Here is a 15,835-nt window from a genome sequence, read left to right on the forward strand (position 1 = left end):
CGTGTCTACCGCTTGCGTTATCAATCAACTTTCACTCGCTGAAAATGTGCTAAACAGCACGTTTGGTTATCAATCCTTTCGTCCAGGGCAAGATGCTGTCATTGGTGGGATCCTCGATGGTCGCGATTGCTTAGTATTGATGCCTACGGGGGGCGGAAAATCGCTCTGTTATCAAGTTCCAGCCTTGGTGAAACAAGGGATAACATTGGTGGTTTCTCCCTTGATATCCTTGATGAAGGATCAAGTCGACCAACTGAAATTACACGGTGTTGAAGCCGCCTGTTTGAACTCTTCGCAAACTTCTCTCGAACAACGCCAAATCATGGAACAGTGCACCCAAGGGAAAATTAAACTCTTGTATGTGGCACCAGAACGCTTACTGACTGACTATTTTATTCAACAGTTGGAGAGTTGGGATATCGCCTTACTGGCGGTAGATGAAGCACACTGTATTTCCCAATGGGGCCATGATTTTCGCCCAGAATACCGTTCATTAGGTCAATTACGCCGCGCGTTACCTAATGTACCAGTGATGGCTCTGACGGCAACAGCCGATGAAACTACTCGCGCTGATATTGTTCGTTTATTGGAATTGAACGACCCATTAATCCATGTTAGCAGCTTCGACCGACCAAACATTCGCTATACTTTAGTCGAAAAATATAAGCCGTTAGATCAACTCTGGTTTTTCATTAAGGCTCAAAAAGGCAAGTCCGGTATTGTTTACTGTAATAGCCGTAGCAAAGTGGAAGAAACCGCAGAAAGATTACAAAAGCGAGGTTTAAGTGTTGCGGCCTACCATGCGGGTTTAGAAAATGCTCAGCGTGAGTGGGTACAAGATGCTTTTCAGAAAGACAACCTGCAAATTGTCGTGGCGACCGTCGCATTTGGGATGGGAATTAACAAATCCAATGTGCGTTTTGTGGCGCATTTTGACATCCCTCGTAATATTGAAGCGTACTACCAAGAGACAGGACGAGCAGGGCGTGATGGCGTCGAGGCGGAAGCTATTCTATTTTATGATCCTGCGGATATGGCATGGTTGCGTCGGTGCTTAGAAGAAAAGCCGGCAGGAATGCAGCAGGATATTGAACGTCATAAATTGAACGCGATCGCCGCGTTTGCAGAAGCACAAACGTGTCGCCGTTTGGTGTTACTGAATTATTTTGGTGAAAACCGCCAAAAGCCATGTGGTAACTGCGATATTTGTCTCGATCCACCAAAACGCTATGATGGATTAGTGGATGCACAAAAAGCTTTATCGTGCATTTATCGTGTTGGACAGCGTTTTGGTATTGGCTATATTGTTGAAGTGCTACGGGGAGCGAATAATCAGCGGATCCGTGATTTAGGGCACGATAAGCTACCAGTCTATGGCATTGGTAAAGAACACACGAATGAACATTGGGTGAGTGTATTGCGCCAATTGATTCATTTAGGGATGATCACCCAGAATATTACCCATTTTTCAGCATTACAGTTAACCGAAGCGGCCAGACCGATACTCCGAGGCGAAATGCCATTACAGTTGGCGGTTCCTCGAGTTTTAGTCACCAAAAGCCGGAATCAACAAAACAAAATTTACCACGGCAATTATGATAAGAAGCTGTTTGCCAAATTGCGTAAATTACGTAAATCCATCGCAGATGAAGAGAATATCCCACCTTTTGTGGTCTTCAATGATGCAACGTTAATTGAAATGGCAGAGCATTGCCCAACTAAGCCGGTTGAACTCTTGCTGATCAATGGGGTGGGCGAGCGTAAGTTAGAACGTTTTGGAGAGGCATTTATGACCTTGATCCAAGACCATCTAGAAGGTTATGAATGAGGAAACGCCATGTCGCCAGATAGTCTAAAAGCCAGTTGGTTAAATCGAGAAACTGAGTTTTCGGCCTTTACCAACGGTCCGCTTTTAGATTTTTGGCAGTTACGTGAAGAGGGACAATTTCTCGGTGTTGATGAGCTTCCTATTCACTATGTGCGTTTTATTCATGCAAAGCATCACAAAGCGGTGGTTATCTCACCAGGTCGCAGTGAAAGTTACGTTAAATACCCTGAAGTTGCCTATGATTTTTACCATTTAGGTTTTGATGTTTTTATTATTGATCATCGTGGACAAGGGCGATCCGGGCGTATGTTAGCCGATCCGCAAAAAGGACACGTTGAAAAATTTACAGATTACATTGATGACTTCGCTAAATTCATTGATTTAGAGGTCAGAGATCGCCACTATCTTAAATGCTATGCACTGGCGCACTCAATGGGCGGAGCTATTCTCGCGGGTTATTTACTTCGAGACAACGTGACATTTGATGCTGCTGCATTATGTGCTCCCATGATTGGGGTCAATTTACCGATGCCCCATTGGTTGGCAAGCTTTATTGTTGAGCGGGCAGAACCGCGCCGAAGTGTGCGAAATGACTACGCTGTATCAACGGGGAAGTGGCAGCCATTACCTTATTTAATCAATGTATTAACCCATAGCCAAGAACGTTATCGACGTTACTTACGTTACTATGCGGATTATCCTGAATTACGTCTCGGTGGTCCAACTTACCACTGGTTACGAGAAAGTTTTGCGATTGGCAAAGAGCTGGTTGCGAAAGCGGGAGAGATTGAGACCCCTCTGATGCTACTTGAAGCGAGCGAAGAGAAGGTGGTCAGCAATCGAGAGCTACAAGCTTTTTGTCAAAGTCGGCAAAAAGCGCAAATAGGACGAGAAGAAAAATTACCCCTCATTATCGAAGGGGCTCACCACGAAATCCTATTTGAAATAGATGCATTGAGAGCCATGGCACTCAATGCAATTTGTGATTTTTTTGAGCAGTATTAGCCATAGTTAGGGATCCTGTATGAAATATCCGGTTGTTGCTTCCGATTTGGACGGAACACTTTTATCTCCCAATCATGATTTAACGTTATACACCAAAGATACGCTCAAGCAGCTTGTGGCAACAGAAGGTGTGCGGTTTGTATTCGCAACGGGGCGCCATCACATCGATGTTGCACAGATCCGTGATGGTCTGGGGATTGATGCCTATATGATCACTTCGAACGGTGCTCGTATTCACAATACAAATGGTGATCTGATTTTTGAGCATAATGTTGACCCTCATATCTCCGAGGAACTCTGCTTAATGGAGTTTGATCATCCAGAAATCATCACTAACTACTATCATGGTGATGATTGGTTTATTAACCGTGAAAGCCCAGAGCAAAAAGAGTTTTTTAAGGAATCCGTCTTTAATTATCAGTTGTTTGATCGTCATGATTTTCCAACTTCTGAAGTCTGTAAGGTGTACTACACCAGTGAAGATCATGATTTACTGGTGGATCTTCAGCAGCGAATTCAGCGCCGCTGGAAAGATAAAGTGCATGTGACTTTCTCCTTACGTAGTTGCCTTGAAGTGATGGCAGGCTCTGTGTCTAAAGGGGAAGCGTTAAAGCAAGTGACGGCATTACATGGCTATGGAACCCATGATAGCATTGCGTTTGGTGACGGCATGAATGATAAAGAGATGCTGACGCTAGCGGGTAAAGGCTGCATCATGCAGAATGCTCATCAATTGCTAAAAGATGCATTGCCTCATATGGAAGTGATCGGTTCTAACCAAGATGATGCGGTAGCGCGTTATTTGAGAAGTAAATATTTAGACAACAAATAATTAGTTTTTGTATGTGCATTAGTAGAAAGCCAGATAGAATAAAAAGCTATCTGGCTTTTTATTTGCCTTTGAGATGAAATGGCAACGAAAAGTGCTATTTATCTAAATTAAGGTGTTTATCCTATTTTGTCTGTTGGCGAGTAAATTTAAACTACTCAGATGAAAAGCAAGTTTGGGCTGTATAATCTGAAAGATCAGCCGATAATAACGGGTATTACTGTGTTGCCAATTGCCATACTGCACTGTTGAGGGTTGTTTAGGATGAAAAAAATTGCGTTAGCGCTGTTGTTAGGATCTGTTTGTTATAGTTCATTATTACTTGCTACACCGGCGAAACCTACAACAGCAAGTGAACAGACGACGATAGAGCAAATCACGCAGTTAGCTGAAAAAGGCGATCCCGCGTCTCAATTCCTATTAGGTGAGCGTTATTTCAAAGGTCAGGGGGTTTCTCAAGACTCGAAAGTGGCCGCTGAGTGGTTTATCAAAGCAGGGGATCAAGGTAACTCAGACGCGCAGTTCCGACTGGGAACGATGTATGTTAATGGCTTTGGTGTGCGCCGTGACTATGATAAAGCGATGTTGTGGTATGAAGAAGCTGCCAAAAATGGTGATACTCGGGCAGAAACAAATATGGCAACCATGTATGCACAGGGCTTAGGGGTCAAGCAAGATCTCGAAAAAGCCGCCTATTGGTTTAGAAAAGCGGCACAAAGCGGCAATGTCATTGCGCAATTTAAAATTGGGCAAATGTATTCGATAGGTAGTGGTGTCGCATTAGATAATGAAAAAGCGGTATTCTGGTTCAGAAAAGCAGCGAAACAGCGTGATGCTAACTCCCAAGATCGTTTAGGGGTTATGTACTCCGAGGGTAAAGGGGTGAAAAAGAACCTTCAGCAAGCTTATGCTTGGTTGTCTACCGCGGTGTATAGTGGAAACAAAGAGAGTCAGCGCTTACAGAAAAAAATTGCAGAACAGCTGAGTGCAGAAGAGCTAAAACAAGCACAGAAGTTTGCTGACAATTACATTAAAACCTACGGTAACAACCAAGAAAGCTAAATATCTACCTCAATTTAACGGGATATCAGTAGGTATCCCGTCAATCCAATAATCGACAGAATCAAATATCCCCAGCAGAAGCGATAAAACCGATTATATCCCCAGCTTCGACGCACCATGATTTGTAGCTTTTGGGTCGACAATCGACGAATTTGTAAACGATAAGCCACCAAATATAGCAGACTCAAGCCTTGCCATAGATAGAGTGTATTAAAGGCAAAGCTTTTGCCAACAATCAGTAAAATCACCAATGGGATCAGAAAAAACAGTATGGAGCCCACTCGCTCATATTGCGTGATTCTCAATTTGATGGATTCGTCTTGGGCTTCCACTGTATGGATCATTATATTGCCTTTTTTGCGAGTAAGAATGAGGGAGCAAGCTCCCTCTATAAACTTAAAACTTAGAGCTCCCCAGTACCACGTGATGGATTGCGACCTGAGAGGTTATTTGTGGCACTTTGCAGTGTGTTATTACGCACATCGACACGCGCTTGGAAAGGTGGGAATGGTAAGGTAATTCCTTGTTCCGCAAAAGCTTCCAAAATATGTTGATGAATTTCGTGGCGTGCAGGTAAACGATGCCCCATTTCACCGGCATACACCCGTAGCTCGAAAATTTGAATCCCTTGCTGTAAGTCCACTAAATAGACTTCAGGGTTAGGATTTTCAAGGATCATTGTCGAGCGTTTCGCTGCACGAAGGATAATTTCAGTGACTTTTTCGCTATCGGCATCCACCGGAGCAGGGATAGTCATCACGATACGGGTAATGGTGTCAGTCAGAGACCAGTTAATAAACTGTTCGGTAATAAATGCCTTGTTTGGCACAATAATTTCTTTTCTATCCCAGTCCGTTAAGGTGGTCGCACGGGTATTAATCTTGGTGATACTGCCCGTTAGGTTACGGATAGTGACGGTATCCCCGATACGGATTGGCTTTTCAAATAAGATCATTAAACCAGAAATAATATTGGCAAAAATCTCTTGTAAACCAAATCCTAACCCAACCCCCATTGCGGCAATCAACCATTGTAGCTTCGACCAGTCGATCCCTAACATGGAGAAACCGACAATGGTCCCTATAATGGTAATACTGTATTTGGTTAAGGTACTGATGGCATACCCGGTACCGGGTGTTAAATCAAGATGTTGAAGTACAGCCAGTTCCAAGAGTGCAGGCAGGTTTCTCACTAATTGTGCAGTGACGATAATGACCAAGATGGCGATAAAAATCGACCCCATGGTAATGGCTTGAACAGTTTCTACACCATTGATAGATGAGGTGACATCCCATAAACGAATATTTTCAAGGAATGAAAATGCAGTATGCAATTCAGACCACAACCAAATTAATGACACCAGCGCTATCATCGTGAGAATGGAGCGGACCAATCCCACAGACTGGGAGCTGATGGCATCCAGATCGATAACCTGCTCTTCGATATCAATATTCCCTTCGCCGCTGGCATTCGGAAATTGTGCGTCTTCTTCCCCTTTGGCTCGTTGAGCTAACATTTCCGCACGGCGCTGCTTAGCCCGTTCAAATGCCAATTTACGGCGTTGCATCGACATCCAGCGTTGGATAGTGTGATAGACAATCAAAATCACAAACCAAATCGCCACAGATGTTTCTAAGCGAGCTAATAACGCTTGAGAGGTAGAGAAGTACCCTAATACGGAGAAAAATGCAGCAATCACAGGGGCAATAAAGATCAGCCACCATAATGCGGTATTGATTAAGTTTTCACCGGAGCCGTGTCGGTCCAAATATAATGGAATTTTAGAACGGCGTAAGTTATTGGTGATTAAGCTTAATGCGACACACAGAATGAGGAAACAGAGGCGCCCTAAGGTCGCAGAAAACTCTCTTTCGCTATAGTGTTCAAAGGTGATGATGGCCATCACAAGTGGGACAATCACAAAAATCGCTAAACGATAATGGCGCATTGCCCGTTTGACCGCGTCTTTATCCCAACCAAAATGCGCAATAAATAGTCCTGTTGGTCGTGAAAACGTTTCACTGATCATAAATAGCCAGAGCAGCGGGGTGGTTGCGCTAACACCGTAGCCAATGGCGGCTGCCATCGGATATTGCCAAGCACTTTGCAACCCGTAACCAATAGCCGACCACATCATGGGCAGGGGAAGTGCAACGATAATGGACCAAAAAATTGTACGAATCGTTAGATAAAAGCGGTCTTGTGTCACTTTGCCAATACGCAAGCTAGAGCGGTCTAAGAAAGCTTGATAATGGCGACGTGTACTGACACTAAAAATCACTAAGATAATAGAACCCAGCAGATACAAGAATGAATCTTGGCTGGTGACCATGACCTCTAGTGCCCCGGCCAACTGGGAGAGGGTATCCAGTGATAGTAATTGGGTCATGTCTGTGACCACAATAACAGGGTAATTGATGCTAATTGCTGGAACATCCGCAACCCAGAAGAGATAGCGGTTTGATGCATCTTTCACTTCTTTTAATGCATCAGTCAATTGTCCTGTCGCCACATTGAGCTTGGTTAGCTCCAACATTTCACCGTCAAAACCCGAAATAAGTGAGGTTAATAGCTCTTTACGGGTTTTCATTAAGGATTGGTACACTTGCGACTGAGCAGGGTTTAAATCATTCGCACTTTCTTGTACAGAAACGTCGAGTTTAGCGAGGCGCTCAAGCATATCTTCGTAATTTAAGCGCTGGACACGTAAATCTGCCATTTCTCGGTCAAGCTGTTGGCTTTTCGGAATTTCAGGCAGTCGAGAAAGCTGGGTACGCAGTGCTTCCCCTAAGGTGCTCGAGCTGCTGATCCACTGAGCTTGTTCACGGATCGTTGACAGCGCTTGTCGTGCATTACGAATGCTTGTGGAAATCTCTGTTTGATTGGTGGTGATGGCACTCATACGTTGAGCTTGCTCGGTCAACTCTTGAGACATCTTACGGTTGATATCAAGCTGCTCTTTTAAGAACGGGGTCAATTCACCTTGTTCCGCCAACATTTCCGTGTGTTCTAACGCCAAAATGGCTTTCTGTTGGCGCTGAGTGTTTTGGAAATCGCGTAACTGTTGTAACTCAAGCTCTAGGCGTTGATAACGCTTTTTCTCAAGCTCAAGCGCCATTCGGGAAATTTCTTGGCGGTTATTGGCAGACAATTGCGCCATTTCTAGCTCATTCACAGTAGATTTGCGAGCACTTACTTCGGCTTGAGCTAGTGTATATTGAGCTTCTGCTAATGGTGTTCCCGGAGTATTGAGCGATTGAAGCCGTGTTGATGCATCGGTTAACTGGCGGCGCGCTTCAGATAATTGTTGCGGCAAAACATTTAGGGATTCGCTAATTTCGCGCCCTTTATCCTGTTCTTGCTGCATTAATCGACCTTGGTCAAGCAACTGGCTGCTGAGCTGGGTAATACGTTGCTCTAATTCGCTTAAGCTAATGCTGGTGGGAATGGCAGGCGGTGTATCCGCTTCATTGAGCAGATTCTGGCGGATTGTTTTGATAATCTTAGGAAAATTATCAATCGCATCTTGGTATGACTTGGCTTTTCTATCTGACTCACGGGCTTCATTAATCCAGCTCAATGCCCCTTGTAACGCTTGAGCAACCTCAGCGTCCTTCGGGTTTTTGCTTGGATCAAGCTGTTTAAGCTCCTGCGTAATCTGTGCTTCATCTTGTACGGAGGCTGGCGCCGCATAAGATGAAAAAACGATTAACAGGCTAAGTAAAAAACTGATAATCAAACGCACAGTGAGGAGCTCCTTCAGCGATAGATAACTTAATTATAGTTTAAATGATTAGCTAACAGTTTCAGTGCGTTGTTGTCCATCAACAGACTCTGCTAACAGCTCACCCATGCGGGTTGCATAGCCAGGGATCAATGATGCATTAAAACGAATTTTGTTTGGTTCAAACAGGTTGATGACAGTAGAACCCAGCTTGAATAGACCCATTTCTTCCCCTTTACGTAGGAAAATTGCCCCTTCTTCATCTTGCTCTGGGTAAGTCCAACGTTTGATTACGCCTTCACGTTGTGGATTAACACAACCGCTCCAAACGGTATCAATACTACCGACAATGGTTGCCCCGACTAAAATCTGTACCATGGCACCAAAAGGGGTATCAAATACGCAGATTAAACGTTCATTACGTGCAAATAAATTAGGTACGTTGGCTGCGGTTAATGGGTTAACAGAAAAAAGGTCGCCAGGAACGTAAATCATCTCGGTTAATAAACCATCACACGGCATATGGACGCGGTGATAGTCACTTGGGGATAAATAGGTGGTGATAAAATCACCATTACGGAACTTATCCGCTAATTCATATTGACCTGCCAGCAAGGCTTCAACGGTATAGTTATGACCTTTTGCTTGGAAAATCAAATCATTATCAATAGAGCCTAACTGACTAACTGCGCCATCTGCTGGCTGTGCAAGTTGATGTTCGGCTGCCACAATTGGGCGTGCGTCATCTTTTAGCGTACGAATGAAAAAGTCGTTAAAGGTTGAATACGCTGTTAACTCACTTTTTTGAGCTTCATTCATATTCACTTTATACGCTTTAGCGAACAGTTTTATGGCCCACTGGGTGACAATGCCCACATTTCGACTAGCAAACCATCCTGCAAGTTGGGTAAGCCCTTGTTTAGGCAGCATAAACTGCAAGCGGATTTTGATTTTATCTAGCACGTTAACCTCTGAATTTTAAAGGTAAGTTAGTGAAAGGGCGCTATTGTAACCGAAACTAATGCGCTTTCGAATTATTTCAGAAAGCGGGTGAAATGATCGATAAAATGTAAGCGCCCACTAACTTATTTTAGACTGATTTTGGGGATTATTTTTCTTTCGCGGTAAAGTTACCGCGCAGTTTCACTTGTTCCATACTTTCTAAAATACGGTGATAGTTTTCAAAGCGTGATTCGGCAATCCTGCCATCTTCCATCGCCTCTCGCAGCAAACATCCAGGATCATCTAAATGTTTACAGTCACGGAATTTGCAGCCGCCAAGGTAATCTTTAAATTCGACAAACCCTTTAGTAACTTGTTCCTTCGTGAGATGCCATAGACCAAACTCGCGTACCCCAGGTGAGTCAATAACATCGCCCCCATGTGGGAAATGATAGAGTCTAGATGCTGTCGTGGTGTGTTGTCCTAAACCAGAGATATCGGAAACATTATTGACTAAGATGCTCTGTGCATTATCAGGGAGTAATGTATTTAATAAACTGGATTTACCTACCCCAGATTGACCGACAAAGACGGAAACTTTTCCTGCTAAAATGTTAGTGAGTGCTTCCATTCCTTCGCCTGTGTGGCTGGACACTTCGAGAACTTGATAACCAATATCCGTATAAATTGTCATTAAATCGCTAACCCACTCACGATTTTCATCATCTAGCAGATCAACTTTGTTTAAGACAATAATGGGTTGAATTCCTGTTGTCTCGCAGGCAACTAAGTACCGATCGATAATATTCAGAGATAATTCGGGTAAAATCGCAGAAACTACCACGATTTGGTCGATATTAGCAGCGATCGGTTTGAGCCCATCATAATAATCAGGGCGAGTTAAGACAGAGTGGCGTTCATGAACCGCTTCCACAATTCCGTTCACTTTAATGTCACTTTGGGTATTGAGAGCAGGGCGCCAGACAACATTATCACCCGTTACTAAGGATGAGATGGTTCGGCGCAGGTTACAGCGCTGTATGGTGCCATCTGCGGCTTCAATATCCGCATGCTGACCAAAACGGCTAATCACTAAGCCCTCTTGAGCCTCACCTAATTGGCTATCATCAATCTCAATCGTTTTCTGCTTTTTGAGTCTTTTTTGATGATTTTCTTGCACGCGGCGCTGTTGGCCTTTCGAAAGTTTCTGCTTAGCCACCTGACCTCTCTCACATAAATAATTTGGCGTCTATATTATAACCGATAGGTACGTTGTTCAAAAATGACATACCTATAACTGATAGCACGAAGGGTGTTATCATACCTTAACTCCACCGTATTCAGTTAGGGCATATCATGCAAAAGAATGAGAATAATTTAATTTGGATCGATTTAGAAATGACCGGACTCGATCCTATTCGTGATCGTATTATTGAAATTGCCACTATTGTGACTGACAGTAACCTGAATATTTTAGCGGAAGGTCCGGTTATTGCGGTTCATCAAACCGAGGAACAGCTGGCATTAATGGATGAGTGGAATGTAAATACTCATACCAATAGCGGTTTAGTCGAGCGAATCCGTAAAAGTGTGATTAGTGAACGTGAAGCTGAGTTAGCGACCCTTGAATTTTTAGAAAAATGGGTACCAAAAGGCGTATCACCAATCTGTGGGAACAGCGTAGGTCAAGATCGCCGTTTCTTATTTAATTATATGCCAGAATTGGAAAGCTATTTTCACTACCGCTATTTGGATGTGAGTACATTAAAAGAGTTAGCCCGCCGTTGGAAACCTGAGATCCTTGCTGGATTCTCCAAGAAAAATACCCACCAAGCGCTGGATGATATCCGCGAGTCGATTGCCGAGCTGGTCTATTACCGAGAAACGTTTATTAAATAACGGGCTCTAGAGTACCCAGTATTATAGCAATCTTAAGCATGCCATATGCTCAAGTTATATGGCATTGTTTGGGAGATATCATCATGGCAAATTACACTCGCGAGTTTGAAAGCGTTGATGGTTTGAGAGTGGAAGATTAGGTGACGTCATTATAAGAAAGTAAAAGGTTAACAAACTTAACACGTTGAAATTCTTATTTAACAATCAGCGATGACAAAATCATCATTGTGATTGTTTTATCATCAAACGAACAAAAAAATAAAAAATTTGAGTTCAAACCCTTGCTAGTATCTTAATTTTTCGTATAATGCGCTCCCCGTACCGATGAAGTTTTTACTGTTTTGTCGGCACGATTAAAGCACCAAGAATTGGTTATGCGGGAATAGCTCAGTTGGTAGAGCACGACCTTGCCAAGGTCGGGGTCGCGAGTTCGAGTCTCGTTTCCCGCTCCAAACTTTCTTGATGTTTTAGCTAGAGCACTATTTTCGGAATGCGGGAATAGCTCAGTTGGTAGAGCACGACCTTGCCAAGGTCGGGGTCGCGAGTTCGAGTCTCGTTTCCCGCTCCAAACTTTCTTAGTGTTTTAGCAAAAGTAGTACCTTCCAAATGCGGGAATAGCTCAGTTGGTAGAGCACGACCTTGCCAAGGTCGGGGTCGCGAGTTCGAGTCTCGTTTCCCGCTCCAAATTTTTCTCTTAGTATCTCCTCAATATACTTCACTGATTTTTAGTTTTATAGCTAAGCATTAATACTTATTTTGGCTTTTAGCGTCTATTCTTTGTGCACAAACAATTTTTGTCATGAGAATCCAAGATCCTTTTATTATTTATGATCTTTTTAGGATCCAAGTGAGTTTTTTGCTTGCATTCATAAGCAGAGCGCCATAGAATAGCCACCCCTTAGCAATAGGGCACTCTATAAGAACTTCGACTAAAATGACGAACGTTCTACTGAATAGTAAAAAATCCTATTTTTGCCATTTCAGCTAAAATTTCTTCTCAACCTGATTTTTTACCAACTTTACTTTAGTTAGTTAAGTAAAATTCAGCGTTTTTTATTATTTCTTTCTATGAGAAAGTTATCCACAATTTGAGTGGGTCTGGGTTCAATCTATCCTAGACGGAAACACTTTACTGCACAGAGTTATCCACAGGTTGCGTGTTGGTTAACTTTTGACTATCACAAAATGAATATTCATCGTTTTTACTTTAATCTATTGAAATTAAAGTAAAAAAATATTTGTTCAAAATGTGCTGAGCACAACTTGCAAATCCTTTACCTATTGTCGGCTAAGCCTTTTTTTATTTTATTCACATCAGTTTGACAATTTACTACTTAGGATATAAGGGTGGGCTTTTTTTAGGCGTCTCGCGGTAAACCTTTAGTAATTGCCCTAACAAGACGTTTTTGTTGCGAAGTTTGAATTGTGACTTGATTTTCTTCTCGGCGCTTTAATTGCTGCTCAATAGACCATTGGAAGTGTTCGTCTAGCATTGGGTTCATTCCAAGACGATTTTGCAATGCGAGGACAATACTATCTTGATAGGGCGCGTTACCCAAAGCGACACTGACATTTCGAAGCCATTTAATATAGCCAATGCGGCGGATTGCCGATCCTTCTGTAATACGTAGAAATTTCTCTTCACTCCATGAAAAAAGATCTAATAGCTCTGGCGTATGCAATGCAGCCCTTGGGCTAAAATCGCTTTCATCAGTGAGCTGAGAAAAGCGATTCCATGGGCAGATGAGCTGACAGTCATCACAGCCATAAATTCGATTACCCATCAATGGACGAAATTCCTCAGGAATTGCACTATCTAATTCAATGGTCAGATAGGAAATACAGCGTCTTGCATCGACAGTATAGGGTTCAACAATCGCACCTGTCGGGCAGGTTGTCATGCAAGCAACGCAGCGCCCACATTGTTCTTCAACGGGTTGATCGACAGGAAGTGGCAGGTTGATCAGTAACTCACCAAGAAAAAACCAAGATCCCGCATGTTGATTAAGTACCAATGAGTGCTTACCAGTCCAACCTAACCCCGCTTTAACCGCTAATGGACGTTCAAGGATAGGGGCTGAATCAACAAACGGGCGAAAGTTTATGTCATCGGAACATTCAAACTGTTGGCAATAGTCTAAGATTTGATCTCCAAGCACTTTTAAGCGTTTTTTTAATAGCTTATGATAATCTCGACCGAGAGCATAGCGACTGACGTAGCCTAGCTCAGGGTTGTTAAGCGTGCTGGCAAAAGCCGCCTTCGCAGGGAGATAATTCATGCGGACGCTGATGACCCGTAGTGTGCCGGGATGTAATTCGTGGGGTCTTGCCCGCATCATGCCATGGCGATTCATCCACTCCATGTCGCCATGATATTGTTTATCCAGCCAGGCTTGGAGCTTGGGTTCCTCAAGGGTAAGATCCGTATCGCAAATACCGACTTGTTGAAAGCCAGCATCGATGCCCCATTGCTTAATATTTTGGGCGAGAAGTTCAAGATTGAGGCGTGTGGACATGGGAAATATCTAGATAAAAGTGGATTCGCAGGCACTCTAACACGATCGTTTGATTTCTCAAAATCAACGGATCTTGTGGGGTCGATCTTAGTCGGATATTTCCGATCTCGATGTTCCAACAATGTTAAATAACAAAAATAGATCCGCTTGAGTTAAAATAGGCGTTAATATCAATCTTGAATAGATCTCATCATTATAATTGGCTGCACCAACTATGAAAGAACGCACAATACAACTTGCTAATGAAGAGCAAACCGTAGCACTAGGGCGCACGATTGCAATGGCTTGCAAACAAGGCGCGATAATTAACCTTTATGGGGATCTTGGCGCGGGGAAAACAACGTTTAGCCGTGGATTTTTGCAAGCGTTGGGTCACAAAGGCCATGTTAAAAGCCCAACTTATACATTAGTTGAGCCTTATGAATTAGCGGATAGACATGTTTTTCACTTTGATTTATATCGCTTAGCCGATCCTGAAGAACTTGAGTTTATGGGGATTCGCGACTATTTTTCTGACACCTCCGTCTGTTTGGTTGAATGGCCACAGCAAGGCAAAGGCTTCTTACCTGAAGCGGATCTTGAGATCCATTTAACGTATCAAAATGAAGGGCGTCAGGCTCGCGTTGTCGCTTTTTCGGCAACCGGAGAGTCATTATTGGAAGCGTTAACGGTATTCTAAGGAACATATAGCTCATGATGAATGCATCGATGAACAGAATAACTACCAAGGGTATTTTTTCTTTTTTCCTATTATTGATGATGTTTGTATTGGCTTTGGTGACATCGACCGCCAAAGCTGCATCACTGTCTAATATTCAAGTCAGTAATAGCCCTTCACAGGCTCAAGTTACATTAACATTTGTTGATGGAAAGCCTGATTATTCGTACTTTCCGCTGCATTCACCAGAACGTTTAGTGATAGATGTCCAGCAACGTGGTGAAATTATTGGCTTACCATTAAAGCTCGCTAAAGGGGATTTAGTGAAGCAAGTACGTGCAAGCCAAGCGCCAGATAGCCAGCACAAACGTATTGTACTTGAGCTTGCCCAAGCGGCGAAAACGAAAGCGACCGTTCAGCAGGTTTCAGGTCAATATCAGGTCATATTCACCTTATCTACAGGTAAAGGACAGGCATCAAGCTCATTTAATAATACCGTGATGCCAACACAGTCTGCGGTCACGCCATCCACACGAAATTCGCAACCTGCTCAGCCTGCGCAAGAAAAATCATTAAAAATGAATGCGCCAGCCACAGCACCTGCGGCGGTTCCAGTATCAACAACACCGACTAAAACTTTGCCAAAAGGCACCAAGCAGGTCGTGATTGCTATTGATGCGGGTCATGGAGGGAAAGACCCTGGGGCAATCGGTAAAAATGGATATAAAGAAAAAGATGTTACCCTGAGTGTCGCGCGTAAGCTGTACCAGAAATTGGATGCAGACCCGATGTTTAAACCTGTTATGACAAGGGACGGTGACTATTTTATTTCAGTGAGTGGTCGTTCGGATGTTGCCCGTAAAAAAGGTGCCAACATGTTAGTGTCTATCCACGCAGACTCTGCACCTAACAGTAGCGCTCGCGGCGCCTCTGTATGGGTGTTATCAAACCGCCGTGCAAACAGCGAATTAGGTAGCTGGTTAGAGCAACGTGAAAAACAATCTGAGCTTTTAGGTGGAGCAGGAGATGCATTGAGCGGTGCGGATCCATACCTCAGCCAAGCCGTATTGGATTTACAATTTGGGCACTCCCAGCGTGTTGGTTACGATGTAGCAGTTCATGTGATTCAGCAACTAAGAAAAATTGGTAACATTCATAAGAAAACACCAGAACATGCGAGCCTTGGGGTATTGCGTTCCCCTGATATTCCATCAATCTTAGTCGAAACGGGGTTTATTAGTAACACTTCAGAAGAGCAGTTACTGAAATCGAATGACTATCAGGAAAAAGTGGCAGATGGTATCCATCAAGGGCTACGTCAGTACTTTTTAGCCAACCCGCTGCAAGCAGCGCCAAAATAAGTGAATTAGGT

General features: G+C 43.4%; 12 protein-coding genes and 3 tRNA genes. 10 read left to right on the top strand and 5 right to left on the bottom strand.

Features of this window, described 5'->3' with window-relative positions:
- Window position 1 precedes the first annotated feature (1 nt).
- The 4 genes from recQ (at window position 2) to PSF16_RS00690 (ending at window position 4,724) form a co-directional block, all read left to right on the top strand.
- A complete protein-coding gene (recQ, locus tag PSF16_RS00675) occupies window positions 2-1,828 on the top strand; it encodes an ATP-dependent DNA helicase RecQ (protein ID WP_006658171.1) in 1,827 nt (608 codons plus the stop codon).
- 9 nt (window positions 1,829-1,837) lie between these two features.
- On the top strand, window positions 1,838-2,833 hold the full coding sequence (pldB, locus tag PSF16_RS00680; protein WP_006662377.1) for a lysophospholipase L2: 996 nt from the start codon (window positions 1,838-1,840) through the stop codon (window positions 2,831-2,833).
- 19 nt (window positions 2,834-2,852) lie between these two features.
- Complete coding sequence (gene yigL, locus PSF16_RS00685; protein ID WP_006658169.1) at window positions 2,853-3,665, top strand: sugar/pyridoxal phosphate phosphatase YigL; 813 nt, start codon at window positions 2,853-2,855, stop codon at window positions 3,663-3,665.
- 261 nt (window positions 3,666-3,926) lie between these two features.
- Window positions 3,927-4,724, top strand: coding sequence for a tetratricopeptide repeat protein (locus PSF16_RS00690; RefSeq protein WP_272688618.1), 798 nt, complete (start codon window positions 3,927-3,929; stop codon window positions 4,722-4,724).
- 14 nt (window positions 4,725-4,738) lie between these two features.
- Here PSF16_RS00690 and PSF16_RS00695 read toward each other — a convergent pair whose 3' ends face one another.
- From PSF16_RS00695 to rsgA, 4 genes are all read right to left on the bottom strand, one after another.
- Window positions 4,739-5,068, bottom strand: a complete 330-nt coding sequence (locus PSF16_RS00695; RefSeq protein ID WP_006658167.1) for a hypothetical protein — start codon at window positions 5,066-5,068, stop codon at window positions 4,739-4,741.
- A 59-nt stretch (window positions 5,069-5,127) separates the two neighbouring features.
- Window positions 5,128-8,469, bottom strand: coding sequence for a miniconductance mechanosensitive channel MscM (gene mscM, locus PSF16_RS00700; protein ID WP_006658166.1), 3,342 nt, complete (start codon window positions 8,467-8,469; stop codon window positions 5,128-5,130).
- A 48-nt stretch (window positions 8,470-8,517) separates the two neighbouring features.
- Window positions 8,518-9,411, bottom strand: coding sequence for an archaetidylserine decarboxylase (gene asd / locus PSF16_RS00705; RefSeq protein WP_036963229.1), 894 nt, complete (start codon window positions 9,409-9,411; stop codon window positions 8,518-8,520).
- Window positions 9,412-9,556: 145 nt separating this feature from the next.
- Entirely contained in the window at window positions 9,557-10,609 is a 1,053-nt protein-coding gene (gene rsgA, locus PSF16_RS00710) for a small ribosomal subunit biogenesis GTPase RsgA (protein WP_006662381.1), read from the bottom strand.
- 137 nt (window positions 10,610-10,746) lie between these two features.
- On the opposite strand from rsgA, the gene orn reads away from it, so the two are divergent.
- From orn to PSF16_RS00730, 4 genes are all read left to right on the top strand, one after another.
- A complete protein-coding gene (gene orn / locus PSF16_RS00715; RefSeq protein WP_036963232.1) occupies window positions 10,747-11,289 on the top strand; it encodes an oligoribonuclease in 543 nt (180 codons plus the stop codon).
- Window positions 11,290-11,665: 376 nt separating this feature from the next.
- Window positions 11,666-11,741 (top strand) — tRNA-Gly (locus PSF16_RS00720).
- Between the two features lie 40 nt (window positions 11,742-11,781).
- Window positions 11,782-11,857, top strand: a tRNA-Gly gene (locus PSF16_RS00725).
- 40 nt (window positions 11,858-11,897) lie between these two features.
- A tRNA-Gly gene (locus PSF16_RS00730) sits at window positions 11,898-11,973 on the top strand.
- 674 nt (window positions 11,974-12,647) lie between these two features.
- Here PSF16_RS00730 and queG read toward each other — a convergent pair.
- A complete protein-coding gene (gene queG, locus PSF16_RS00735; RefSeq protein WP_006662382.1) occupies window positions 12,648-13,805 on the bottom strand; it encodes a tRNA epoxyqueuosine(34) reductase QueG in 1,158 nt (385 codons plus the stop codon).
- A 214-nt stretch (window positions 13,806-14,019) separates the two neighbouring features.
- Here queG and tsaE point away from each other — a divergent pair, with 214 nt between their 5' ends.
- Window positions 14,020-14,484 (top strand): tRNA (adenosine(37)-N6)-threonylcarbamoyltransferase complex ATPase subunit type 1 TsaE, encoded by a 465-nt coding sequence (tsaE, locus tag PSF16_RS00740; RefSeq protein ID WP_006657966.1) that lies wholly within the window; start codon window positions 14,020-14,022, stop codon window positions 14,482-14,484.
- 14 nt (window positions 14,485-14,498) lie between these two features.
- Window positions 14,499-15,824 (top strand): N-acetylmuramoyl-L-alanine amidase AmiB, encoded by a 1,326-nt coding sequence (amiB, locus tag PSF16_RS00745; protein WP_006657967.1) that lies wholly within the window; start codon window positions 14,499-14,501, stop codon window positions 15,822-15,824.
- Window positions 15,825-15,835: the final 11 nt, after the last annotated feature.

The sequence above is a fragment of the Providencia sp. PROV033 genome (assembly GCF_028484855.1).
GTDB classification, from domain to species: domain Bacteria; phylum Pseudomonadota; class Gammaproteobacteria; order Enterobacterales; family Enterobacteriaceae; genus Providencia; species Providencia alcalifaciens.

Excerpts from the sequence above, each read along its gene's own strand:
- amiB (WP_006657967.1), top strand. The coding sequence starts at position 14,499 with ATGATGAATGCATCGATGAACAGAATAACTACCAAGGGTATTTTTTCT.
- orn (WP_036963232.1), top strand. The coding sequence starts at position 10,747 with ATGCAAAAGAATGAGAATAATTTAATTTGGATCGATTTAGAAATGACC.
- yigL (WP_006658169.1), top strand. The coding sequence starts at position 2,853 with ATGAAATATCCGGTTGTTGCTTCCGATTTGGACGGAACACTTTTATCT.
- PSF16_RS00690 (WP_272688618.1), top strand. The coding sequence starts at position 3,927 with ATGAAAAAAATTGCGTTAGCGCTGTTGTTAGGATCTGTTTGTTATAGT.
- PSF16_RS00695 (WP_006658167.1), bottom strand. The coding sequence starts at position 5,068 with ATGATCCATACAGTGGAAGCCCAAGACGAATCCATCAAATTGAGAATC.
- pldB (WP_006662377.1), top strand. The coding sequence starts at position 1,838 with ATGTCGCCAGATAGTCTAAAAGCCAGTTGGTTAAATCGAGAAACTGAG.
- queG (WP_006662382.1), bottom strand. The coding sequence starts at position 13,805 with ATGTCCACACGCCTCAATCTTGAACTTCTCGCCCAAAATATTAAGCAA.
- tsaE (WP_006657966.1), top strand. The coding sequence starts at position 14,020 with ATGAAAGAACGCACAATACAACTTGCTAATGAAGAGCAAACCGTAGCA.